Below are 24,214 nucleotides of genomic sequence, written 5' to 3' on the forward strand. Positions count from 1 at the left end.
GCAAGCGATTTTAGCACAAACGCCTAAGCTCTTGGTACAAGAGTTACAACTGCTCGTTATAGTCCATTCATGATTTGCCAATCATATAGGGTGCATCATGGTGAATTGGTCAAAATTGCCGCATCAGTCTCATCAAGCTTGTCTTTGATTAATGGATCAGACTCAATGACCTGCACTGGCAAGTAGCGCAATTGCAATTTAATAGGCAAGTATTTGGGGAAGTTTTCTGCCATATCTTTGGTAATCACATCCTCGATCTGCTGCACATCTTGTGAATTTGGACTGGTCTCACCGCGTACCACGGCACGAATGATTTGAAACCCATTATTCTTATCAAATTGTATGTTGGTCAGTACGTTACCTTGATCGATAAAATGTTCATTAATTGCTTCTTTGACATTGTTTTCAAAGGTCTGCTGCTTGGCATTGCTATTGAGGTTTAGAGTAAGATAAATGCCCAAGCCGACCAGTAACAATAGTGTGACGGCGTTTCGACGGAAAAATATCAAATAGGTGCCCGATTCATAATCATCATCGACCAAGCGCCTGAAGCCTAAAAACCACAGTACCATGGCATTAGTAAACTGAATGGCAATGATGTTGGTCAGGGCCAATAAGGCAGCACCTAGCCCCATCTGTATCTCGCCATTGGCAAATAAAATGCCACTGGCCGCGAGTGGCGGCACCAAGGCGGTGGCTACAGCAACCCCAACAACGGCGACGGACAGGTGCGGAGACACCATCGCATATGCACCAGCCGTACCGCCAGCCAGTGCAATCATCAAGTCCATAGACGTGGGCTGGGTACGAGACAAAATCTCATTGGTCAGCGGTTGACCTTGATGCAATAGACCCACCACAAAGCCGACCAATATCACCAAAAATACCCCCGCTAACACGGTGAGCAACGACTTACGCAACAGTGGCATACGGTAGTCAATAATCGCTAGGGCGACACCTGTAATCGGACCGAGCATCATGGCGACCAACATCGCGCCAATAACCACTGCGGCTGAATTGGTCACCAAGCCATAACTGGCAATAATGGCTGATAGCGTGTTCATTACAAAGTACATTTTACTTGGTAGGGCGTTGGCCTCGATCGTGACACGGACTTCAGGATAGTCTATCTTTTGATCGCTAAACTGCTCGGCAACGAATTGCTTGTAGGATTCTAGCTTGGCTTCTTTCTCCTCTTTGACGGCCTCTTCTTTTTTCTCGTTGTTATCGTCTTCTATCTCTTCTTCATTCGATTTGGCAGGCGTGGACGGTATCAGATCAGAGTCTTCTGCCTCTTCGATGGCAGGATCATTCGCATGAATACTGTGATCAATGGCGATAGGCTCGACCGGTTGACTGACATGATTGTTGGGCGCTTCGGAAGTGTCTGGATTTTCTTGTGTTTGAAGAAAAGCCTCAGACGCTGTCTCTGATGCGTGAGCGGCTGTGTCTGCGTTTGGCCTGGATAATTCAGATTGATCTGAGTCATCATCAGGCGCGTCTAGCGTGGCAATGACGACATCAGGCTCTGGTGAGGTGATGACGATTTTTGTTTCAGAGAGCGACTCCTCTTCACTGTTTTCGGTTGCATACTCCTGTTCAGTGGTCTGTTCGGGTTCATGGGCATCATCAATCCTTCTCTCAGATGTCTCTTTTGTCATATCAGATGGAATCTGAGAAACGGTGTCTGGTTTTTTTTGTTGTGACGTATTATCAGAAGCGGTCATAGCAATTGGGCTTTATTAGTCAGATGAAATAAAACCATTATTGTAATGAAAAATCAGCGACAAGCTGTCTTTTTTTTGTGCAAAAGCAAAGTGCTAGACATGACATTGGGCAAAATAGAAAGAGGTATCGTAGTAAGGGTATGATCGAGGGGCTGAATGTAAAGTGGAATCGGAGTAAAAATTTATAGGAAATGAGTATTAATGAAGATAGCGAAATATGAGTGAGAAATACCCTTATATTAACATGGGTTTTAGAATAAGTCAGCCAAAATGTATGAGGCTGGCGTCTATATTAAATACTTACCTTTAGTGGGGATATGGCGTATAAAGTAACTATACCCACACATAAAGTAAGGATTAAGTCATGAACTGGCCATTATTTGCTGTCATTTACATCATAGCAGGCACTGTCACCACAGGGATTGTCATCATCGGTACGCTCATTATGGGTTTCGATGAGATCGCGCATATGCAAATAGCGGTCGCAGTGGGTGCAGCGGCGTCTATTCCCATCACCATGTTCTTTGCCAAAAAAATCGGTAGCATCACTGGTAACGAAGATGGTCATAAAGTATAACGGATGATCAGATTTTGGCTTGATGCTCAGATGATGTTGGTTCTAATAGTAAAAACGCTAAAGCGTCGCCAAACGTAAAAAAGACCTCAATAGTGAGGTCTTTTTTGGTAGTAAGTGCTGACTTGGTAATAAATGCTGATAGCGATCTAGGTTAGAGCGTTATTTAAGCTCAACGGTTGCGCCATTTTCGATATTGGCATAAACCTCAAGCACATCCCAGTTGGTCAAGCGGATACAGCCATGTGAGGCTTGGCGACTGATACCTTCAGGTTTTGGTGAGCCATGTAGGCCATATGACGGTTTAGATAAGCCCATCCATACCACACCGACTGGATTGTTTGGTCCTGGTGGCAACATATGCACTTTTTTCTGAGCGCCTTCACCGACTGTGGCTTTATACCACGGCATTTTGACTTTATTGACAATCTTATAAGTACCATGTGGTGACGGCGTGTCATCACTACCAACGGTCGTTGGGTAAGTCGCTACCAGTTGGTTGCCATCATAAGCATATAACGTTTTATCAGCTTTGTTAGCGACCACACGGTTGATTCGCTTGTTTAACGCACCACGGGTATTCAGCACAGTGATGGTCTCACCAGCTTTGTATTCTTTGTTCTTATTGAGTTTATCCAAGTAGCGCACATCCATATGGAAGCGCTCACCAAGCATCTCTTTGATATCTTGATAATAAAGCCCTTTCATTTTTGACTTGGCTTCTGCGCCAGCAGGTGTGGTCGCAAAATTGGTATTGATATCATCATCAGTCAAGGTGTAAGTCACAAGCACAGGCTTGGTCGCAGGAATGTTCTTAACCAAGGCATCCCACGTTTTTTGATCCATTTTGCCAGTCGTTGGCAGGCCTTTCATTGCTTGGAAGTTAGTAAGGGCCTTTTTACTGTTCATCCCCCAGCCACCATCGATAGGACCAGGGGAGGCATGGTTCCAATCGAGCAACGCTTGCATTTTGATCGTCATGGCTGAGTTGACTTTCATGTTAGGCGACCAAACAGCGTTGTTTACTTGTTGTGCGTAATTTGACAAGTTTAATGTGGTATATCTCTTACCATCTTTGTCTTCGATATTTTTGATGGTTGGATCATCACTGAAGTCTTGACGCTTTTCACTCTCCGGTAACTCAAAGGCGAGTGGATCAGATGAGTCGATAGAGGAGACATCGCTGGGTGCAGCGACCGCTTGGCCTTCGCTGATATCATCAGTGCTATCAGATTGCTCATCTTTGAGGGTCAACTCAGCAGCGCTCATGTTGTCAGCAGCAGGTGCTGGCGTGCTATTTTGATCGTCTTGCTTAGTGTTGATCAGCTGGTTCATGCTATCAACGGGTTTTGCGTTCTCTGTATTTAACTGTACAGTAGCAGCACCATCTGAGCGACTACGATTTTCTTGCACATTGAGGCTCACCTTTTGAGCAAGGCCTGGCATGGCGTTTGCCGTTCGTACTGGCAATGTGCGAGTATTATCGGCAGTGGCGGCAAGTGCGCCAACGCTGGCACTCATGGCAGCGATAGATATAGCAGTAATAATAGGCTTTATTTTCATCATATTGAATCACTTGTGGTTGCTACTAATGCGGCTATTATGCGCATAATTTGGTTGCTTCGCAAACTTTTGGTCTATCTTTTTGCATTTAGAGTAGGTTAAACGTCAACTGCTGACGTATTCGCTACAGTTGAGTAATATTTTAGCCAAAATGTGTACGGCGACAGGCAGGCTGTTTACGCAAACTCCTCATTATTTTCACTATTTTTTGTGTTAGTAAAAACGACAGTGATTGGCGCTATTTGGCGTTTATGTCTATAATGTATGATTAATTTTTTCATTAATAGATCGATTGTTAGCAAAAAGCCATTTAACCTGCTAATAGTTAATCCATAAGGTGCGATATGTCAGAAGACCAAACAATGAGTGCAGAAGAGTTTCAAAACCAATACTTCAGTGATGATGAGTCTAAGGGCTTAGAAGGTGAGATGGAGTATGATCTAGAAACTGGACTTCTTGGTGAGGATGGCGAACTTGCTAACTTACATGCCGAGTTAGAAGAAGCACGCGAGCAGCTAGTGAGTATTCGCGACTTTATTCGTTTTTCCGTCACACAATTGCGTAACTATGATGTGGTTGTGGCGCAAGGCACGACCGATGAGTTTGCAGAAGCCTCAGCCATTGTGTTGCATTCGTTGTCTTTAGATTGGTCAGCCAATGAGCAAATTTTAGACTGCCGTTTGACCACGTCAGAGAAGCAGGCAGTACTCGGATTATTAGAAGAGCGCATCGCTGAACGTAAGCCGCTGAGCTATCTGATTAACTTGTCATACTTCTGTGATTTGCCTTTTTATGTGGATGAGCGCGTGCTTATCCCGCGCTCGCCAATCGCAGAGTTGATTCGTCAGCAGTTCCATCCGTATTTTGATGTGACTGAACTAGCCAAACCACTGGGTGTCAGCCCGAACGAAAAGTCAGCGGTATTTTATGATCATGGTTTAGATGTGAAGCAGTTGTCGCAGCCTGAGCGTATCTTAGACTTGTGTACTGGCTCTGGTTGTATCGCAATCGCGCTTGCTACCCGTTTCGTTGATGCCTTGGTCGATGCTATCGATATCGATAAAGGCGCGCTGGACGTGGCAATGGTCAATGTCGATCATCATGACCTTGGCCATCAAGTGAACGTAATCGAGTCTGATTTGTTTGCCAAGATACCTGCTGAGAACCAGTATGAGCTTATCGTCACCAATCCACCGTATGTCGATGCGGCTATCATGGCAGATTTGCCGCCTGAGTTTTTATATGAGCCTGAGCATGCATTAGCCGCGGGTCAAGACGGCTTGGATTTGGTACATCGTATTTTATTTGAAGCGCCAGATTACCTTAGCCCAGATGGTTTGCTGGTCTGTGAAGTGGGCGACAGCGAATGGGCATTAAAGCAAGCCTATCCTGAGATTCAGTTTGATTGGTTGAAGTTTGCACATGGCGGACATGGGGTTTTTGCGATTACTTATGATGAATTGGTAGCCAATCGTCAACTGTTTGCCGCTTATGTGCAACTATTAGATAGCATGCAATAGCTGAGTGTGGGTCACAAAATCGATCATATAAAAACTGATCAGCGATAATCATAAAAGGTTGGTCGAACAACCATCAGTCGCGTTTACTTGTTTAAGGACAATTATGGCAGGCAATAGTATTGGGCAGGTTTTTACGGTCACCACTTGCGGTGAGTCACATGGCGCAGGACTTATGGCCATCGTTGATGGCGTACCACCAGGTTTAGCATTATCGGCAGACGATTTACAAGTAGATCTGGATCGTCGCAAACCGGGTACGTCTAAGTATTCAACCCAGCGCCGTGAGTCTGATGAAGTTGAGATTATCTCTGGCGTATTTGAAGGCAAAACCACAGGGACATCCATCGGTCTATTGATTCGCAATACCAATCAAAAATCAAAAGACTATAGCGATATCAAAGATACCTTCCGTCCTGGACATGCCGATTATACTTATAGCATGAAATACGGCTTTCGTGATTATCGCGGTGGTGGTCGTTCGTCAGCGCGTGAGACGGCTATGCGAGTGGCTGCTGGTGCTATCGCTAAGAAGTACTTGCAAGAACGGCTGGGCGTACAAATTCGTGGTCACGTTACCCAAATCGGCAATGAGCATAGTAACGTTCTAGATCCGAGTCAAATTGACTGGGAGTTTGTCAATAGCAATCCGTTCTTTTGTGCAGACAAAGAAGCGATCGGTCGTTTTGAGACCTTGATTGACAACTTGCGCCGTGAAGGCACCAGTTGCGGTGCACGCCTTGATATTATCGCGAGCGGTGTACCTGTAGGTCTGGGTGAGCCAGTATTTGATCGTTTAGATGCCGATATCGCTCATGCAATGATGAGTATCAATGCGGTCAAAGGGGTTGAGATTGGCGATGGTATGGCAGTGGCAGGTCAATTTGGACATAGCGCTCGTGATGAGTTGACCCCAGATGGGTTTGCAGCCAATCATGCGGGCGGTATCTTGGGCGGTATCTCATCAGGACAAGATATCCGTGTCAGTATCGCGCTAAAACCAACGTCTAGCATCACAACTGCAGGCAAGAGCATCAACACCCAAGGGGAAGCAGTTGATATGCTTACCAAAGGTCGCCATGATCCTTGCGTTGGTGTACGAGCCACGCCCATTGCCGAAGCGATGCTAGCGATTGTAGTGCTCGATCACTATCTGCGTCACCGTGGTCAGAACGCGGATGTAAAGCCGCCAGTACAATCGATTACTTAGTATTTTTGCTCTAAAGTAATCAGCCCTTTGTTGTTTCCAGTAGTTTAATACTAGAAATGATAAAGGGCTTTTTTATGTCCCAATAAAATACAGGTGTTACCTAAAAACAATCAACGTGCTGAGCGAGCAAGATATCAGGCTGCCAATCGATATTCATCAATAGCCACGCATTGCTGATGCCGAAAGACCAGTAATAATTGCTGACTAGGAATCGCTAGCCAATGTCCAAACTCAATACTACCGACACCTTGGCTGGATAGTATCTGCGCGCAGTGATGACGACTAAGGCCGATTAGGTGCTTGATGATAGGGTTATCAGTTAATTGACGTGACATAAATGTTCTCCTTCTAATCTGCTTTACGAATTTGATGGTTCAATAGATCTTAGTGCTATCGTAAAATAAAGAAGTAGAAATCCTGTGCAGTCATGATGGAAAATTGATGAACTGTTATCAATGCTTATTTTTAAGCCAGGGGCAGGGTAATGCTAACCATCACACCAGAACGCTGATTTTTACCAGTATCAGTGTTATCAGGTGTAGCTTTATCAGCGCCAATTTTATTATCATTAGCATGGATATTATCAATAGTTACCTGACCGCCATGATGCTCAATGACTTGCTTCACTAAAGTGAGTCCAAGACCGGTACCTTTTTTGAGAATACTATCGGACTGTTTTGAGTCAGCTTTGTGATGTGCTGAACCTGTATCTAGCGTATAGGTTGTATTCTGATTTTTCACTTGCTGAACAGAATGGCTTTGATGAGATAGGCTAAAATAACGATCAAAAGCTTTTTCAATAGCATAATCAGGCAATAGCTTTCCATCATTAAATATATCGATGATTACCGTTCGCGCTGTGCTGTGCAACGAGATATCAACAGTGTTATCAGCAAAATGAATGGCATTATCCAGCACATTTTGTAAGACTTGTACCAACCAAAATTGGTCAGCAAACACACTGGTAGAGGCCAATAATTCTGCTGGTAAGTTTGTAGTGTTTGTCATGTGCTGATCATCGATGTATATATCGATAGGTTGTAGATTCTGCTGTTGCTGCTTAGCGGTATTGTCTTTTATTAGACTCTGTAATAATGGCAGTAGCGGCGTTAGCTGACGACTGAGCTTAAAAGTAGGCTGTTCAACTTTTGCAAGCAACAGTAGTCGGTCGATGAGCTGCTGCATTTTTACGCTTTGCTCACCAACCGTCTCAATGAGCATCTGCCGATCATCCTGATCAAGCATATGACCATCTAGTCCATCATCTTCTAACAGCTCACTACTGGCGCGAATGGCGGTTAAAGGGCTTTTTAACTCGTGAGTGAGTGTATGCACATAATCAGTGACATAAGCACGATTCTCTAGTCGATGCTTCATAGTCTCAATGGTATCTGTCAGGCTGTTTAGCTCATGACCCAGATAAAAATAGGGTTTTTTGGTGTCTTCTGCCAGCGCACTGGTATATTGAGTCACCAAGGTAATACTTTGCTTGAGCCACCATGCGATGAGACCTGCTAAAATGAGGGCAGCAGTGCTGATAAATAGCACTGTGATCAGCATGCGGTTACGTGTGTCGTCCAAATAAGGTAGCACGCTGGCGACAGGTTTGCCGACGCTGACCACGCCAATAATCTCGCCAGACATATTCTTTATTGGCTGTGCGACATACATGACAGAGCCATCACGCTGCTGGTTATCCCGCAGCGTACTTCTGGCACCGTACTGACCTCTTAATGTGAGATAGACATCATTCCAGCGCCCATAGTTTTGTCCTTCATTATTGTCAGGTTGGGGTAGCGAATCATAAATGACCCTGCCGCTGCTGTCTGTTACATATACCCGAAAGCTGCTATAGCTTTTGGTTTGATAGACGGGACCTAAATTATCGTTAATCGCTGGTATGCCTACAAAGGCTGCATCAAGTTGCGCTTGATAAGCCTCATCGTATAGTTGCCCTGTAGATAATGGTATCTGGAGACTGGCCGCAAGTAACTTACTGGTGTCTAGGAGCGTGTCTTCGATGACTTGGTGCGCTGTTGGCTTGACGTAGCCAAACAACTGGGTAAATACAACCACGCCGCAAATGATGAGTACCAAAGCAACTGCAAGCCAAATCCTAAAAAATATACTTAAATTGAGCAGTCGTTTACGTTTAGGAGTTTGCTGCACAGTACCAATGGGATGCAATTTGGCATACCAATTGTTTTGGTCGTTATGAGTATCGCTCTCAGCATTATTGGCATTATGATTCATAAATTAGCAGCTATTATTAAGCTGGACATAATGCGTAACCCAGTCCACGATGTGTATGAATGACTTCAATACTCGTATCAACAGTCGCAAGTTGCTTACGAATCGACTTGATATGGCTGTCTATCGTGCGTGCTAGGCGATGATCAGGATAATCACTAACTGCGTTAAGCAGCTGCTCACGGCTAAAGACTTGATTCGGTGCTTGTAATAAGGTGAGTAAAATTTTGCGCTCAGTATTACTAAGTTCCAGCTTTTGCTCTTGCCACGTTAATGAATAATTAAGCGGTTGATAGTGCCAAACGCCAGATTGGTTTTCAAACGTTAATGCTTGTCCTGATAGATTGTTTGACGAAGTATTATCAGTACTGTCATTTGAGTTTATGATATGAGAGCCTGACTGTTGAATCAGCTGTTCACGTCGCCAAATGGCTTTTAGGCGTGCGACCAATTCACGTGGACTAAAGGGTTTGGCACAGTAATCATCGCCACCCATCTCCAACCCCAAAATACGATCGACCTCATCGCTACGTGCAGTCAAAAATACAATAGGCAAGTCTTTCAAGGCGTCGATATCAGGTGTATGACGTATTTGTTGGCACAGACTCAGACCATCACCATCTGGCAGACCGACATCCATAATGATCGCCGATAGATCTTGTGCTTCATGACTATGCAGCATGGGTAACACACTACTGGCATTATCCAGCCAAGTCATCTGCCAGCCTTCGCGCTTGCAGGTAACCTTGAGTGACATGGCAATCGCAGGATCATCTTCTACCAGTAAAATATGGGTCATAGTCTCTACATCATCTTATAATCTTAGTAAATTATCGTAGCACAAAACAGCAGACTGCTCTTGCTGCTACGAGTCAAATGGTGTGAAAAATTAATGGAAAAGTAGGGCGCTAAATAGACAGTTTGTGAGGTGATCATTTTAATATATTCCATAAAAAAGCCAGCTCAATGGATAAGCTAGCCTCGGTAATACAAACTAAGCGTGATTATCTATTAAGACTAAATCTATTTAAGACCTTTGCAGTTGGCATAGTAGCTCACCGTAGCGGGCCAGTCTGAAAAAACGCCTTGGACACCGACATCCTGCGCTAGTACGTCAATATAATTCATCATATCACCATCATTGTTGATAGCATCTCCAAGACCGCTATAGTACCAATCGCCACCATCGGTTAATGGTCCTGAACGCTCTATCGACCAGGTAATGATTTTTAGACTATTAGCTTTGGCTTGTTTTGCGTATTCTGATGGTTGCATATTTCCCTTACCATCAGTAGTGACTAACAACCACAGTGCTGGAGCAATGGTGTTGATGCCGCGTGCTTTGATATCAGCCAGTGAGTGCTTCCATGTGGTTGCGTCGTTTTTATTAAAGGTTTTATTCTTAGCGGTCTCATTGCTGTCATCAATCAGATAAACGGCATTAGCCCCATAAGCTGGCTCGTTTTTGATCCAGTAATCCAGATCTTCTATATTAAATGACTGGGCAAATACATCACTTGCAGGCACGCCCGCTGCCTTATAAGTATCTATGAGCTGTTGGCGATAATCGTCCAAACGATAGCCGTTAAACGGCATGGTCACGGCTGGTGCTTTTAACTCAGGTGTGTGCTTCGTACCTAGCTTACGAGCCAATGCGATATGCTCTTTTAACGTCAATACCTGACCATTTTGTGAGTACAAATCCGTCCGCCAAGGTGCGGTTGCATTCATATACTCGCTAATGCTGGTTGCTTTTTTATTGGCAGCATCCATCTTACCCGTCAAGGTTTTAAACTGAGCGGCACTGATATCTGAGGTACGGCATTCGATACTATCTGCATTGGTAAGTTTGCCTTTAGCATCCAATATGGGCGGTACAGTGCATTGGTTGGCGAGCGGCGTGGCTAATATATTAGTAGTGGTGTGCAAATCATTTTGCGCATGACGACAGACAAGCTCACCGTCATTGGTAAAAGCGACATCACATTCTAAGATGCCGGCCCCCATTTGTGCTGACGCCACGTAGCTATCATAAGTATGTTCAGGCAGCTGTAATGGCGCACCTCGATGCGCAATAGAGAAGTCTGTCTTACTTGGTAGTTGCCCTTTGCACGCCTGTAGCTCTTCTTTTAGTGGTCCCTCATCCATATCATTGATCAGGTAAAACGGACGCACGCCATAGGTATATGCGACAGGTGAGGACGGTTGTGGCTGTGATTGCGGTTGCGCTGTTGAGGAAGATGCTTTTGATGTGAGCATTGAGCGGCTGTCAGTAGTGCAGCCTACTATCAATAAGGAGCTGATCAGCGTTAAAGGTAAGGCGATATTAATCTTATTAACCTTAGCCGGCGTCTGCTTACTCAGCTCAAGCGCTGATTTATTAGAAATTGTCATGTAAAATGTTCCTGCAAAATTATAAAAAATCCCATCGGATGTATTGATAGGAATTAAAAGATTAGCGTTTGACTATTGGTTGTTGTTTGCTAATGGTTGTTGTTTGCTAAAAGTAACTAGAGGTCATGACATACTTGATTGTTCACATTTTTGCTATTGTTCATTTAGTACCTCACTATTGACCATATTCTCAAACTAACAGATGATATTGACCATATAATGACACATACATTATTTTGGCAAAAAATATAGAAATGCTTAGGGCATATCTCACTACATTATTAAGGATAACTATGAGTAACTATTTAGACGCCGTCGTCGTTGAGCATAATCCCTCTCAAAAAAAGATAGATCGGGCGGTGATTTGGCTACACGGCTTAGGTGCTAGCGGTCATGATTTTGAGCCAGTGGTACCGCAGCTTGGCTTGGCTGATGATATGGCAGTACGTTTTATCTTTCCGCATGCGCCCAAGCGTCCTGTCACGGTCAATGGTGGGATGGTGATGCCGGCTTGGTATGATATCTTGGAGATGAGTCTTGAGCGAAAAGTAGATGTGGCTCAGATTGAAGAGTCTGCTCAGCAGATACAAGATTTGATCAGTCGTGAGATTGAGCGCGGCGTGCTACCAGAGCATATCGTCATCGCAGGGTTTTCGCAGGGCGGGGCAGTTGCATATCATGTGGCACTTGGCTATCCAAAACGTTTGGCTGGCTTGATGACGCTCTCTACCTACTTAGCAACCAACGACAATATTGAGTATAGTACTGCCAATAAAGACATGCCGATTTTGATTGAGCATGGTTCACATGATCCAGTTGTACCTGTCGTCCTAGGTGAGCAAGCACAGCAGTTACTGTCAGCAAAGGACTACAATGTGTCTTATAATACGTATCCGATGGCACATCAAGTCTGTATGCCGCAGATTCAAAATATCGGCAAATGGTTAAACACTGTTTTGGCTTAAATTATTAAGCTGTAACGTAATGTAATGAAAGTCTACTATAGGTTGAAAACTTGCCTAATTTTCCTATATAATAAGCGACCTTATTGGGGATGTTCTGGCTTCGACGCTGGTGATGAAACTCAATGATGCATGTCGAGAGTGTATGTCCTCTCGTTAATCAAACATATATTGTTATAGTCGCAAACGACGAAACTTACGCTCTAGCAGCTTAAACCCTGCTTACTTAGTTGCTGATCACCTACAGTTGGTTAACTAAGTTGAAGCGTCCGCATGTAGGCTCGCCACAAGTGATTGTCTCAATTGCTTGGGTTCAAAAGTAGAGAATCGTCCAATCCATCCTGACTGTCGGATCGGTGCGGATTAAATTTAAAGACAGAAACTAAACATGTAGATTCATGAGCGTAATGCTGGCGGACGCGGGTTCAACTCCCGCCATCTCCACCAAATATTAAAAATCCGATCACTTAGGTGATCGGATTTTTTTTGTCTAAATTTTATGGTTAATTAAACGAGTCATGATGCTAATGAATTTTTGATGAGAATATAAAAAATATTTATATAGAGTAATCATCAAGTCTTTGAAGTTGAATCACAATTTTTTGTTGTCTATGGAGAACATAATATTAGCTTGTCTTAAAGAATAATTCTGATTATTCTTAGTTGAGACCTATTCTTCGCATCAGGCGATGCAGTAGCAAGAATAAGCGGACTTTCAAATAACTACAGGGAATGTATTATGTTAGGAAAAATGATGTATCAGCCATTGCTGATCAGTGGTCTAATCGAACACGCTGCCCGTTATCATGGTGATACGGCAGTTTTGTCCAAAGAAGTCGATGGACAGATGACTCATACCAATTGGCGCACTGTCTCAGATAACTCAAAACGATTGGCCAATGCATTGGCTACACTGGGACTTAAATCATCAGAGCGCTTAGCCACATTGGCTTGGAACAATCGTCGTCATTTAGAAGCTTGGTATGCGATTTCAGGTAGTGGCATGGTTTGCCATACTATCAATCCACGTTTGTTCCCCGAGCAGCTTAGCTACATTATCAATGACGCTGATGACCGCGTGCTATTTTTTGATGTCACATTCCTACCGCTTATCATGGCGATTAAAGAAGATATTAAAGGGATTGAGCACTTTATCTGCTTGAGCGCTCGAGAGGACAGTGTCGTCGCAAAACTGCCTGAGGTATTATTCTTTGATGAGTTATTAGCAGAGCATAATGCTGACTTTGATTGGCCTCAGTTTGATGAAGCCACTGCCAGCTCGCTTTGCTATACCTCAGGAACGACAGGCAATCCCAAAGGGGTTTTATATACGCACCGCTCTTCTGTGCTTCATGCGATGGCATTGTGTATGCCGGACGTATCGGGTTTATCTGCGCAAGACGTCCTACTCCCTGTGGTACCGATGTTCCATGTCAACGCGTGGGGAACCCCTTATGCGGCTGCATTAACTGGCTGCTCTCTGATGCTCCCAGGTCCCAATCTGGATGGTGATAGCCTAGTATCTCTCATTGATGATTATAAGGTGACGGTTGCGTTAGGTGTTCCCACGATTTGGCAAAGCCTATTGACTACCGCTAAAGCCAGAGGCAGTAAGCTTGATAGTATGACGCGGACCATTGTCGGTGGCGCCGCTTGTCCACCATCAGTGATTAAAACGTTTAGAGAAGACTTTAATTGCGATGCGGTACACGGCTGGGGTATGACGGAGACCAGTCCACTTGGAACGATGAATCAAATAAAAGCTAAGCATAAATCACTGAGTAAAGATGAGATTAACGAGCTACGTAACTCTCAAGGACGTCCACCGTATGGTGTTCAGTTACGTCTCATAGACACTGATGAGCCACTTAAGCCAGTCAAAGAGGATGGAGTGTCTCAGGGTCGCTTGCAGATCAAAGGTCACTGGATTATCAACGATTATTATACAGAGAATCCTGATGCCATTACAGAAGATGGCTGGTTTGACACGGGTGATATTGCAACCATTGATGCTGATGGTTATATGAATATTCGTGACCGATCAAAAGATTTAATTAAGTCTGGTGGAGAATGGATCTCCTCAGTAGAGCTTGAAAATATCGCTGCCGGCCATCCACAGATAAAAATGGCAGCTGCTATCGCCGCAAAACATAAAAAATGGGGAGAACGTCCGGTACTGATTGTGGTAAAAGAAGAGAATGCAGAACTCGATGAGACACAAGTGCTAAGTTTTTATGAAGATAAAATTGCTAGCTGGCAGATACCTGACAAAGTTATTTTTGTAGAGAACATCTTACTAAACGGTGCCGGAAAAATGGTGAAAAAAGACTTGCGTGATGAGTATGGTGATGCGCTATTAGAGGCGTAGCTTCCTGCTTTTAAGATACCATTCATGATATCCCTGATTGGTGTTAAAAAATCTTAGCCATCAGATACTATGATGGTAATCACGATCAAAAGGTTGTTTATGCTCATAGCGTAGACAACCTTTTTTAGTGTGTTTTTTCTGAGTCACCAAAATAAGCCTTATCGCGCGATGCTCAGTGACTTGGCGACTTGAGATGAAGAGATACCTTTTTCGATCTGTTCTCTCTTTAATAATATCAATTTTGATATCCAGATTATAAACTATAGGTCTTTCAGTTATGATATTTTCCTCAAATGCTACTAATCTATTTTAGAAATAGCATTTGCGAAAGTGAGTACGTACTGAGCGTGGTGGTTGCTCAACATGGAGTGTGACAGTGAAAAAGTTCGAAGAAATTTGTCTCATTGTGATTGACGATATCAAGTCTGGACGAAAAAAAGTAGGAGACAAAATACCCTCCATTCGAGCGATGGCCGAAAAACATAAGGTGTCCAAAAACACCGTAATCACGGCTTATAACAAGTTGCTTGAGCAGCACTGGATCAAAGCGCTGCCCAAATCGGGCTTTTATGTGGGAGAGGATTTGTCCAACACACCCATGCTAAACGCGACCCCGTTTTATACAGGTATTGACTTGTTGGAGCAACAAATGGTCAACCAGTCGCATCATAAGCCTGGGGCGGGCCGCTATCCCAAAGAGTACATGGATAAGCTCAACCTTGAGCGCTATTTGGGGCAGGCTAGTGACCGTTTTGGGAGTGAAAGCGCTGAGGTGGCACATTTTGATCGTGGTAATGGCGATCCTGCTGGCAATGTATTACTGCGAGGGCTGCTGGTCGACATCCTAAGCAAGCGCGCTATGACGGTTGAATCGCAAAATGTTCTATTGACCTATGGCACCAATCACAGTTTGGACTTGATCATTCGGCACTTTTTGACCAGCGGCGATCCAGTCATCGTTGAGTCTCCCGGATATTATCCGCTATTTAGTAAGCTTGAATTACATCAAGTCGCTATCAATACCATTAAGCGAACCAAATTGGGCATAGACGCTAATCATTTAGAAGCCCTTATTATTAAATCTCAGCCCAAGATTTTATTTTTGCAGCCTTTTGCACAAAACCCGATAGGTACAGATTTGACGTTTCAAAACATGGCAGAGATTCAGGCATTATGCACTCACTATAATGTGCTTATTGTGGAAAACGACCCGTTTTTATTAGCAAGAGACGACGCTGCCAGTTACTTTTTTAATCAAACCTGTCCTGTGATTTATGTCAGTAGTTTTTCAAAAACGGTCTCTGCTTCGATCAGATGTGGCTTTGTCGTCGCCTCCAAATCGGTGATCAAATCACTCACACGGCTTAAGATGATTACGGTGATCAACACCTCATCCATCATGGAAAATATCCTCAACCATCTGATCACCAGTGGCGCTTTGACCAATCATTTGCAAGCGCTCAAGCATCTGTCTGCAGAGAAGTCAGCCACTGCCATCACTCAGCTAAACAAAATCGACGGCCTGATGCTGTATCCGCACAATCCCAGTGGTAATTTTTTGTGGTTTCGTATTCCGATGGACGATAAAAAGGCAGTAGAAGCCGCTAAAAATAATAATATTTTCATCGCGCCTGGTAGTTTGTTTTTCCCCTCCGATCCGACGTATTTTGCCTTAAGGGTCAATAAATTCTATATAGACAAAACCACGGTTAAGTTTATTAAAACCGCTATTTTTAACCATCATTAACGCTTATGTTTATGCGTTATATCAAAGCATACTTTTTGCTTTTGACAGTGTGGGAGATATTTTTTGTTTAATAACATGATACAAAACCTGCCAGTATTTCTTAAAAATGAATCGATAATGACCGATATTTTTGTCATTTTGTTTGATGAATCGCACCGCCCATTTTCCTAGTAACTGCCTGCCATAGCACAGAAATGTGTGCCCAAAACGGGTACAGTTTTCTGTCAAAACGTTCATCTGTACCCTTGGAAGCCTCCTGCACCCGTGATATTTCTAATAAAGCTGATGCCAGTGAGTCACCGATGGAAAGGTGAGCTGGTCGCGATATCACATGGAAGAGATTAACGTTCACAAGGAGAAGGAATGTGTTGGCATTACTTGGGTTTTTGACGATTTTCGTATTTTTGGCGCTGATACTGACCAAAAGGGTGTCTGTCATTGTGGCATTGATTCTTGTGCCTGTCGTTTTTGCTTTAATCGGCGGCTTTGGCGCGGAGCTTGGCGGCTTTATGCTAGACGGCATCGTGGGTGTGGCACCAACGGGTATCATGCTGGGGTTTGCCATTTTGTTTTTTGGCGTGATGAACAATGCAGGTTTGTTTGATCCGCTTATCTCGCGGGTACTAACACTGGTCAAAGGCGATCCTGTCAAAATCTGTATCGGCACCGTGGTGATCGCCATGGTGGCGCATTTGGATGGCTCGGGCGCCTCGACGTTTTTAATCACCATTCCAGCCTTACTACCGCTATATGACAAACTGGGTATGAAGCGAATCATACTGGCGGGTTTGGTGGCGCTTGGTGCAGGTACGATGAACATGACGCCTTGGGGCGGCCCAACTGCACGTGCGGCGGCGGCTTTAGAGGTGAGTACCGCGCAGTTATTTAATCCGCTTATTCCTGCGTTTGTGGCAGGTGTAGTTTGGATTGTATTTGTGGCCTATCTTGTGGGCAAAAAAGAGCGCAAACGCTTGGGCGTTCAAGACATGGAGCACAGCCTGCATGATGAGCTGACGGAAGAAGAGCGCGATATGCGTCGTCCCAAGCTATTTTGGTTCAATTTGATATTAACCATAGTTACTATTGTGGCGTTGGTGCAAGTTTGGCTACCGCTGCCGATCGTCTTTATGCTGGCATTCGCCATTGCTGTGCTTATCAATTATCCCAAGCCTAATGACCAAATGGATCAGATCAAGTCGCAATCGGTTGGCATGATTACCGTGGTGTCCATCATTTTTGCGGCGGGTATCTTTACGGGTATTTTATCAGGGACAGAGATGATTTCTGCCATGGCGACGGCGCTGGTGCAGATCATTCCAGACGCGGTGGGCGGTTCAATGGGCGTCATCGTTGCCGTCTTGAGTATGCCTTTAAGCCTCGTCTTTACGCCTGATGCCTATTATTTTGGGGTGATGCCGATTTTGGCACAGACCGCGAGTGCATACGGGCTAGATCCTGTCCAAATTGGTCAAGCGTCTATGCTGGGACAAATGACCACAGGATTCCCGCTCAGTCCGCTGACCGCATCGACGTTCTTGTTGATTGGCCTTGCGGGTGTGGAGCTGGGCGATCATCAAAAGTTTGTCTTTAAATGGGCGTTTGGTACCACGCTGGTCATGACCATTGTGGCGGTAGTCACAGGCGTGATCATTTAAATAAAATAATCAGGAGTAAGGAATGAAAACCATCAAAATTGGGTCTGGCGCAGGTTATGCCGATGACAGATTGACGCCTGCGCTTGATGTCATGACCTACGGCGACGTGGACTATATCGTGTTTGAATGCTTGGCTGAGCGTACGATTGCCATTGCCCAGCAGCGCAAAATGCAGCAGCCGAACGAGGGTTATGACCGTTTACTTAAGTATCGTATGGCGAAAGTAATGCCGCTGTGTGTCGAAAAAAAGGTCAAAGTCATCAGTAATATGGGGGCTGCCAACCCCAAAGCCGCTGCCGAAACAATCAAACAGATCGCCGAGCAGCAAGGGTTTCATGGTTTAAAAATCGCTGCTGTCACAGGCGATGATGTGTTTACAGACATTGTGCGTTATCAGAATGAGACACTGCTGGAAAACGATCGCACCATCGCAGATCTTGGCGATTCTATCGTCTCGGCCAATGCCTATATTGGTGCCAAAGGTATCGTGCAAGCATTGAGCGCTGGCGCAGATATCGTCATCACGGGCCGCGCCGCCGATCCGTCGCTCTTTTTGGCGCCGATGGTGTATGAGTTTGGCTGGTCTTTTGACGATGCCGATTTGATGGGCAAAGGCACGATTGGCGGTCATTTGATGGAGTGCGGCGCTCAGATCACAGGTGGTTATTTTGCAGATCCTGATTATAAGGAGGTACCTGAGCTTTGGAATGTTGGCTTTCCTATCTTGGCGGTGACAGAGGACGGAGAGTATACCGTGACCAAGCTGCCCAATGCTGGCGGGTTGGTCTCTGAGGCGACGGTAAAGGAGCAGTTGCTGTACGAAATTCATGATCCTGCCCGCTATCTTACCCCAGATGTGATTGCTGATTTTTCTAACGTGTCTGTGAAAGCCATTGATAACGATGTGGTTCAAGTGTCTGGCGGATCAGGCAGGCCCAAAACAGGTCTATTGAAAACCAGTATCGGCTATAAAGATGGCTATATCGCAGAAGCGGAGATCAGCTACGGCGGTTCAGGGGCAGTAAAAAGGGCCGCGCTTGCCAAGCAGGTCATTGAAAACAGGCTAGCCGCTGAGCATATTAAACCGATCGAGATACGCTATGACTTTATCGGTCTCAATTCGTTATATAGCAATGAGTTTGCCAGCACAGCGGAGGCGGCCGAGGTGCGACTACGGGTGGCGGCGCGTACCGCGGATAAAATCATGGCACAAGCCATCACCCGAGAGGTCGAGTCGCTGTATACCAATGGCCCCGCAGGTGGCGGCGGTATTCGTTCACACATCCAAGCCATCGTGTCCATCGGTTCTATCTTGATTCCAGAAACCGATACGGACATTACTGTCTCATATTGGGAGTCAAATAAATGAAACTACGTGAAATTGCCCATTCTCGCACTGGTGACAAAGGCAATATCTCTAATATTTCTCTGATCGCGTTTGAGGAGAGTGATTATGAATGGATCAAAGATAAGGTAACCGCAGCCGTGGTCAAAGACTGGTTCCAAGATATTGTAGCAGGAGAGGTGATTCGTTATGAATTGCCAAACTTAAAAGCTTTTAACTTTGTTTTGTATGGGGCATTAGGCGGCGGGGTGACCAAGTCACTGGCGCAAGATATGCATGGGAAGAGCTTAAGTTCAAAGCTGCTGGACTTGGACATATAGATAAGAGTTGCGAATCATAGATACAACAAAGCCCCTGATATCAGGGGCTTTGGCTACTCTATAAGATAGTATAGAACTATGTAATGGTACCCGGAGCCGGAACGGTAATAATTGGTTAAGTGTTTGATATACATAGATAAATATTTAAAGGTATATTTTAGTACACTTGTGAGTATACTTAATATTTGTTTTTCAGTTTTATAATTTAATAGTAACTAAATATTATCGCTTGACTAGGTTTTAGTATAATAGAAGCTATAAACGCAATCTGGAAAGGCAGAAGCCGTTGCTAGACTTACAACAAGTGTGAGGTTAACCTGAAGCATCGTCCTTATCTATTGCTTCAGTATCATCTTTAATAAGCTGATCATACATCTGTTCGATAGAATTGTTTATCATTTTCTGAGCGGTAAAGCCACTAAAGGCTATAAGTTTTTCTAACTTAGTCTGATTTTTCTTATATATTTTTATAATGCCATCGCTTTCTTCGTTTTTAGAGCTATAATTTTTTCGACCATCCCAAGCTTTTCTCATTTTGTATAACATATAGCTACGCTCAGAGTAACCTTTATTCTTTTCAGTTCCTATGTTAGGGCTTTCAATGTTTGATAGTGTGTCTAAATGGGCTAGTACCAGCTCATATTTCTCTTCAAAAGTCTCTGGGAAAAATACATCCTTGAGGATTATAGGCTGATCCTTGTCATTATCTATATAGCTATATACCCATTCAATTTGATTATGGTTAGCAACATCAAGCCATTTTAATTCTTTATCAGGTGTACGGCCTTTCAGATACGTGGATTTTATCGAGAGTAGATTCGAAACTTTCCAATCATCTATTATCTGTACTCTATTGCAATAACCAAATTCGTTATTTACATGGCTATTAAAATAAATAATGTTATATGGCAAAAAACTTGTAATTGCTGTTATTAGCTCATCCTTACCTTTAAAAGCTGAGTTTTTAAAAATATTATAGATAAGATTGGTGATAAAAAGTGAGCATCGTAGATCATTTTTAAACCAGTCAAGATAACTTTTTGGTAAAACTTTCGTTGCTCTAACATCCAATAACTCATTAAATTTATCGATGGGTGAATTCCAGGTTTTAAGCTCTTTGATCAATAAGTTTTTATAATCATCATTGTCATAATTTATATTTTCCCAACTTCTATTAAGTAAAATATTATACGTATATAGTAGGGATTTTGCATCTGTAACACTCATTTTATCTAATTCTTTGAAGTAATCTTCAATACGCTTAGTCCCAGACCTTATACTTTTTATGTACAAGTCTGACATAGTTCTCAAGTATTGAGAATTATGATACTCCATTGATGCTTGATCAAATGGATAGATCTGGTTGTCAGGAAGCCTAGTTAATTGTCCATCCACCATGTCATTTCCTCATAAAATATTATAGAAAAACACAGTATAAAACCTAGTTACTATTAGGTTTTATACTGTGTTTTTTATAGTTTATTTCTAGCAAAAAATCCGCACAGGCCATGTTATTAGGCGCTATAATTTACCTATAGCTAATATATACTAGCTTACAACGAGAGTCTATATCTTTATTACGTATTAAACGACGGGCTGGTTAGATACAGCGATGGATGTTGCGAGTCTACACTAAATTGGCGTAGACGAAGCCAAGCAACTATTGAGTTAGGATTTTCTAGAAATAATAATGAGCAGCTTTAATCGAAAGTGCTAGTTTAATGGCGAAAATATGCTTATCAAACCTAATTATAAGTCAGAGTAGATAGCTTTAAAAAATTTGTGATTTCAACCTATTTTAAGATATTACAGCGAAAAATTGTTCAGACTAATTGGTAGTGCCGTTCAGCTAACTCCACTTTAACCATTTGTCTTTAAAGTCTTATAATCCACTGCTACCTATCACCATAATTTCTAGAGCTCGCCTACACAAAGCTGCACTACGGCAGCTCATCCTTAGTGGGTTATTTATATTATTATTTAAACACAGCAGCTACATGTTCTGCTGCTGAGGGCATAACCCTCAGCGACCATTATTATAAAAATACGGACTGATCCCACCCTATGAAACTAACTTCATAGGAATACCATAATGTCTTACTCACACTTAAACCAACCGCTAGCTGCTGCAAACGTCCATAGTCTGGTTACAGATATACTAGCGAACACTATCTGTTTTAATGAGGTCTTAAATAAACTGAACGGATTTTATTATCCGTTCATGAATCATCTTAATACAGAGTTATCTTATTCAGAGCCAGCTTCAGCATTTTTTAATAGCACTCAAGCAATCGTTGGTGACATCTATCCAGAAAATGTGATTTGGGATCATGATAAAACTCAGCGTTTTATCGACATACTGCCATGCTATAAAAATGATATTGAAAATGAACGTAATGCATTCATTTACCAAGAATCTCAAAATAAAAATGAACTAGGGTGCTATATTAATAATCTAATCGGGCATTATTCAAGACTGCTCTTTATTCGTGTGGACTTAAAATACGCTCAAGAAATGAGTCACCTTGTTAGTATTGAAGATTTTTATAATCATATGAGCAAGCTTCGAGGTTTGATTGGTAAAGCGAATGATCCTAAAATAAAGAATTGCTTTGATGATTTGCAAGGTAATGCTTGGGCTATTGAGCAAGGAGGGGTCAACGGTGGATTACACTGCCATTTACTGCTTATGTATGATGGAGCGAGGCGACAGAATGATTGGTATATTGCTAAAGAGGTGGGTGAGAAATGGAAAATGATTACTGGAGGCTTAGGCGAGTACTATAGCTACCACGATAAAGAACGCAAGCAGCAGTATAGTCAATACGGCAAATTGGGCATCGGTATGATTCATCGAAATAATCCACAAGAAGTGGAAAACGCTGTGCGCTCAGCCTTGTACTTAACCGATCCCAATAAACATGAGCAGCACCTCAAATTATGGATATCTGGTAAACGTACTTTTGGTCATGGTAAGTTTCGTACAGAAAACCGTAGAGGCCTACCGCCTATATCAAAATAATTTCAGATATACAGTATCATCATGAGATAAAACAGGAAGCCTAGCTACCTGTTTACTAACCCCAATCCACACTAATTAAAGGCCTGCTTAATCGCAGGCCTTTTTTATGCGCAATCGAAAAGGAGTCCTTTATGAGACCGATCTGCCCACACTGTCATTCAGCGAACGTAAAAAGCAATACGGATACTGACAGTCCCTTTAATATCTTTGAGCAACTGTGTTCACAATCTGCCCTATCAGGTCTTGGTGTAAGCATCTGTAGGTACTACAAAATCAATTCAGCAATCGGTGTGGTCGTAGGCACGGCGCTTGCCTCAGCGATTAGCTTGGCTAAAGACAAACTACAACAGCCACCATTACTCGTTTTGGCAGCAAAGCCCAGTTATACCTGCAATACCTGCTCAAGAACTTTCAGCATTTAACCTGTCTATATAACCCATAATTCTAATCAAATCTAAAAGGAAAAATCATAATGGCACATTTAATCGAATCAATGGCATACGTTGGCGAAACCCCTTGGCATGGCTTAGGTAATGAGCTGGCTCCCAAGCAGCCGTTAGAGGTCTGGGCAAAGCAAGCGGGTATGGATTGGCGTATTGAATCCTCAGACGTCAGCTACATGGCAAACAATGACAAAGGGCATAACCTGATTCTGCCCTTTGCAGAGCAGAAGGTATTATACCGTAGCGATAACTTCGAGCCGCTATCAGTGGTCAGTCAACGATATCAGGAAGTACAGCCGCGTGAGATTCTAGAGTTCTATCGTGATCTCACTGAGCAATCTGATTTTGAATTAGAGACCGCAGGCGTCTTAAAGGGCGGGCGTAAGCTATGGGCATTGGCTCGTACAGGCCAGTCAGCCACCCTTCGCGGCAAAGATGTCAGTAATGGCTACTTGCTTCTTGCAACCGCTTGTGATGGCACGCTAGCGACCACAGCCCAGTTCACATCGATCCGTGTGGTGTGTAATAACACGCTTGCTATTAGCTTAGCTAACGGAAGTGGTGGCGTAGTAAAAGTACCACATAGCACCTCGTTTGATGCGGACAAGGTCAAGCAGCAATTAGGCGTGTCAGTCAAACAATGGGATGAGCACAGCTATGAGATGAAGCAATTATCAGAGCGCCGTGTGACTCAGGCAGAAGCCGCCAATTATTTAAGCCGTGTATTTAACGATCAGGACAATGACATCATTCTGTTTAACAGTGCTAAGAAAGAGAAAGACGCCGTGCCCAATGCCAAGGCGATGAATCAGGTCATGAACATGTTCAACGGTCAAGGTCGCGGAGCCGATCTTGATGCTGCCAAGGACACTGCTTACGGTCTGCTATGTAGTATTACTGAATACGTCGATCACGAACGCAGAGCAATGTCGAGAGACCATCGATTAGACGGTGCTTGGTTTGGCTCTGGCGCTAAGCTTAAACAAAAGGGTTTAGAGGAATCGCTACTGATGCTGGCTTAACCCGCCACATTTAAAATCTAACAATATAATCAACCACGCCTTCGAGCGTGGTTTTTTATGCCGCTTATTTCATTTAATACCAATAATCAATTTAT

Annotated in this window: 19 protein-coding genes and 1 other RNA gene; 13 read left to right on the forward strand and 7 right to left on the reverse strand. The window is 43.5% G+C overall.

The genetic code is table 11. The features are described 5' to 3' along the window. Positions 1 to 95 precede the first annotated feature (95 nt). Positions 96 to 1,727, reverse strand: a complete 1,632-nt coding sequence (locus tag BTW00_RS08355; RefSeq protein ID WP_083603607.1) for a DUF389 domain-containing protein — start codon at positions 1,725 to 1,727, stop codon at positions 96 to 98. 364 nt (positions 1,728 to 2,091) lie between these two features. Between BTW00_RS08355 and BTW00_RS08360 the strand changes: the two genes are divergently transcribed. Continuing rightward, positions 2,092 to 2,304: a hypothetical protein gene (locus BTW00_RS08360; RefSeq protein ID WP_058024164.1), complete on the forward strand. Its 213-nt coding sequence runs from the start codon at positions 2,092 to 2,094 to the stop codon at positions 2,302 to 2,304. 159 nt (positions 2,305 to 2,463) lie between these two features. On the opposite strand, the gene BTW00_RS08365 is transcribed toward BTW00_RS08360, so the two are convergent. Continuing rightward, complete coding sequence (locus BTW00_RS08365) at positions 2,464 to 3,867, reverse strand: L,D-transpeptidase family protein (RefSeq protein WP_178379276.1); 1,404 nt, start codon at positions 3,865 to 3,867, stop codon at positions 2,464 to 2,466. A 341-nt stretch (positions 3,868 to 4,208) separates the two neighbouring features. Between BTW00_RS08365 and prmB the strand changes: the two genes are divergently transcribed. Both prmB and aroC read left to right on the forward strand, forming a co-directional pair. Then, the gene (gene prmB, locus BTW00_RS08370) at positions 4,209 to 5,384 is read left to right on the forward strand and encodes a 50S ribosomal protein L3 N(5)-glutamine methyltransferase (RefSeq protein ID WP_075107021.1); all 1,176 of its coding nucleotides are present in this window, start codon (positions 4,209 to 4,211) and stop codon (positions 5,382 to 5,384) included. A 103-nt stretch (positions 5,385 to 5,487) separates the two neighbouring features. Next, complete coding sequence (gene aroC / locus BTW00_RS08375) at positions 5,488 to 6,591, forward strand: chorismate synthase (RefSeq protein ID WP_075107022.1); 1,104 nt, start codon at positions 5,488 to 5,490, stop codon at positions 6,589 to 6,591. Positions 6,592 to 6,725: 134 nt separating this feature from the next. Here the strand turns inward: aroC and BTW00_RS08380 are convergent, their stop codons facing one another. The 4 genes from BTW00_RS08380 to BTW00_RS08395 all read right to left on the reverse strand — a co-directional run bounded on the left by BTW00_RS08380 (position 6,726) and on the right by BTW00_RS08395 (position 11,235). Beyond that, positions 6,726 to 6,926, reverse strand: a complete 201-nt coding sequence (locus tag BTW00_RS08380; RefSeq protein WP_058024161.1) for a hypothetical protein — start codon at positions 6,924 to 6,926, stop codon at positions 6,726 to 6,728. A 130-nt stretch (positions 6,927 to 7,056) separates the two neighbouring features. After that, entirely contained in the window at positions 7,057 to 8,844 is a 1,788-nt protein-coding gene (gene creC, locus BTW00_RS08385) for a two-component system sensor histidine kinase CreC (protein ID WP_075107023.1), read from the reverse strand. A 16-nt stretch (positions 8,845 to 8,860) separates the two neighbouring features. Further along, on the reverse strand, positions 8,861 to 9,640 hold the full coding sequence (locus BTW00_RS08390; protein WP_058024159.1) for a response regulator: 780 nt from the start codon (positions 9,638 to 9,640) through the stop codon (positions 8,861 to 8,863). Positions 9,641 to 9,864: 224 nt separating this feature from the next. Then, complete coding sequence (locus BTW00_RS08395) at positions 9,865 to 11,235, reverse strand: glycerophosphodiester phosphodiesterase family protein (RefSeq protein ID WP_075107024.1); 1,371 nt, start codon at positions 11,233 to 11,235, stop codon at positions 9,865 to 9,867. Positions 11,236 to 11,528: 293 nt separating this feature from the next. On the opposite strand from BTW00_RS08395, the gene BTW00_RS08400 reads away from it, so the two are divergent. From BTW00_RS08400 to BTW00_RS08435, 7 genes are all read left to right on the forward strand, one after another. Continuing rightward, entirely contained in the window at positions 11,529 to 12,200 is a 672-nt protein-coding gene (locus BTW00_RS08400; RefSeq protein WP_075107025.1) for an alpha/beta hydrolase, read from the forward strand. A gap of 85 nt (positions 12,201 to 12,285) precedes the next feature. After that, positions 12,286 to 12,644: a transfer-messenger RNA gene (gene ssrA, locus BTW00_RS08405) on the forward strand. Between the two features lie 292 nt (positions 12,645 to 12,936). After that, positions 12,937 to 14,565, forward strand: a complete 1,629-nt coding sequence (locus BTW00_RS08410) for a long-chain fatty acid--CoA ligase (protein ID WP_075107026.1) — start codon at positions 12,937 to 12,939, stop codon at positions 14,563 to 14,565. 376 nt (positions 14,566 to 14,941) lie between these two features. Further along, the gene (locus BTW00_RS08415) at positions 14,942 to 16,312 is read left to right on the forward strand and encodes a PLP-dependent aminotransferase family protein (protein WP_075107027.1); all 1,371 of its coding nucleotides are present in this window, start codon (positions 14,942 to 14,944) and stop codon (positions 16,310 to 16,312) included. 365 nt (positions 16,313 to 16,677) lie between these two features. After that, on the forward strand, positions 16,678 to 17,967 hold the full coding sequence (locus BTW00_RS08425) for a CitMHS family transporter (RefSeq protein ID WP_075107029.1): 1,290 nt from the start codon (positions 16,678 to 16,680) through the stop codon (positions 17,965 to 17,967). Between the two features lie 22 nt (positions 17,968 to 17,989). Further along, on the forward strand, positions 17,990 to 19,336 hold the full coding sequence (locus BTW00_RS08430; protein WP_075107030.1) for an acyclic terpene utilization AtuA family protein: 1,347 nt from the start codon (positions 17,990 to 17,992) through the stop codon (positions 19,334 to 19,336). Continuing rightward, on the forward strand, positions 19,333 to 19,632 hold the full coding sequence (locus BTW00_RS08435) for a hypothetical protein (RefSeq protein ID WP_075107031.1): 300 nt from the start codon (positions 19,333 to 19,335) through the stop codon (positions 19,630 to 19,632). The genes BTW00_RS08430 and BTW00_RS08435 overlap by 4 nt, the downstream gene beginning before the upstream one ends. A gap of 312 nt (positions 19,633 to 19,944) precedes the next feature. On the opposite strand, the gene BTW00_RS08440 is transcribed toward BTW00_RS08435, so the two are convergent. Further along, positions 19,945 to 21,030, reverse strand: coding sequence for a hypothetical protein (locus BTW00_RS08440; protein WP_075107032.1), 1,086 nt, complete (start codon positions 21,028 to 21,030; stop codon positions 19,945 to 19,947). Between the two features lie 694 nt (positions 21,031 to 21,724). On the opposite strand from BTW00_RS08440, the gene BTW00_RS08445 reads away from it, so the two are divergent. From BTW00_RS08445 to BTW00_RS08455, 3 genes are all read left to right on the forward strand, one after another. After that, positions 21,725 to 22,654 carry an inovirus-type Gp2 protein gene (locus tag BTW00_RS08445; protein ID WP_075107033.1) on the forward strand — a complete coding sequence of 310 codons (930 nt, stop codon included), beginning with the start codon at positions 21,725 to 21,727 and terminating at the stop codon, positions 22,652 to 22,654. Between the two features lie 131 nt (positions 22,655 to 22,785). Then, positions 22,786 to 23,076: a hypothetical protein gene (locus tag BTW00_RS08450; RefSeq protein ID WP_025651461.1), complete on the forward strand. Its 291-nt coding sequence runs from the start codon at positions 22,786 to 22,788 to the stop codon at positions 23,074 to 23,076. A 50-nt stretch (positions 23,077 to 23,126) separates the two neighbouring features. Continuing rightward, positions 23,127 to 24,119 (forward strand): DUF932 domain-containing protein, encoded by a 993-nt coding sequence (locus BTW00_RS08455; protein ID WP_075107034.1) that lies wholly within the window; start codon positions 23,127 to 23,129, stop codon positions 24,117 to 24,119. The last annotated feature ends 95 nt before the right edge of the window (positions 24,120 to 24,214 follow it).

The sequence above is a fragment of the Psychrobacter sp. C 20.9 genome (genome assembly GCF_001921765.1).
Classification (GTDB): Bacteria; Pseudomonadota; Gammaproteobacteria; order Pseudomonadales; family Moraxellaceae; genus Psychrobacter; species Psychrobacter piscatorii_B.

Coding starts and splice junctions, on each gene's coding strand:
- BTW00_RS08355 (WP_083603607.1), bottom strand. CDS start 1,727: ATGACCGCTTCTGATAATACGTCACAACAAAAAAAACCAGACACCGTT.
- BTW00_RS08360 (WP_058024164.1), top strand. CDS start 2,092: ATGAACTGGCCATTATTTGCTGTCATTTACATCATAGCAGGCACTGTC.
- BTW00_RS08365 (WP_178379276.1), bottom strand. CDS start 3,867: ATGATGAAAATAAAGCCTATTATTACTGCTATATCTATCGCTGCCATG.
- prmB (WP_075107021.1), top strand. CDS start 4,209: ATGTCAGAAGACCAAACAATGAGTGCAGAAGAGTTTCAAAACCAATAC.
- aroC (WP_075107022.1), top strand. CDS start 5,488: ATGGCAGGCAATAGTATTGGGCAGGTTTTTACGGTCACCACTTGCGGT.
- BTW00_RS08380 (WP_058024161.1), bottom strand. CDS start 6,926: ATGTCACGTCAATTAACTGATAACCCTATCATCAAGCACCTAATCGGC.
- creC (WP_075107023.1), bottom strand. CDS start 8,844: ATGAATCATAATGCCAATAATGCTGAGAGCGATACTCATAACGACCAA.
- BTW00_RS08390 (WP_058024159.1), bottom strand. CDS start 9,640: ATGACCCATATTTTACTGGTAGAAGATGATCCTGCGATTGCCATGTCA.
- BTW00_RS08395 (WP_075107024.1), bottom strand. CDS start 11,235: ATGACAATTTCTAATAAATCAGCGCTTGAGCTGAGTAAGCAGACGCCG.
- BTW00_RS08400 (WP_075107025.1), top strand. CDS start 11,529: ATGAGTAACTATTTAGACGCCGTCGTCGTTGAGCATAATCCCTCTCAA.
- BTW00_RS08410 (WP_075107026.1), top strand. CDS start 12,937: ATGTTAGGAAAAATGATGTATCAGCCATTGCTGATCAGTGGTCTAATC.
- BTW00_RS08430 (WP_075107030.1), top strand. CDS start 17,990: ATGAAAACCATCAAAATTGGGTCTGGCGCAGGTTATGCCGATGACAGA.
- BTW00_RS08435 (WP_075107031.1), top strand. CDS start 19,333: ATGAAACTACGTGAAATTGCCCATTCTCGCACTGGTGACAAAGGCAAT.
- BTW00_RS08440 (WP_075107032.1), bottom strand. CDS start 21,030: ATGGTGGATGGACAATTAACTAGGCTTCCTGACAACCAGATCTATCCA.
- BTW00_RS08445 (WP_075107033.1), top strand. CDS start 21,725: ATGTCTTACTCACACTTAAACCAACCGCTAGCTGCTGCAAACGTCCAT.
- BTW00_RS08450 (WP_025651461.1), top strand. CDS start 22,786: ATGAGACCGATCTGCCCACACTGTCATTCAGCGAACGTAAAAAGCAAT.
- BTW00_RS08455 (WP_075107034.1), top strand. CDS start 23,127: ATGGCACATTTAATCGAATCAATGGCATACGTTGGCGAAACCCCTTGG.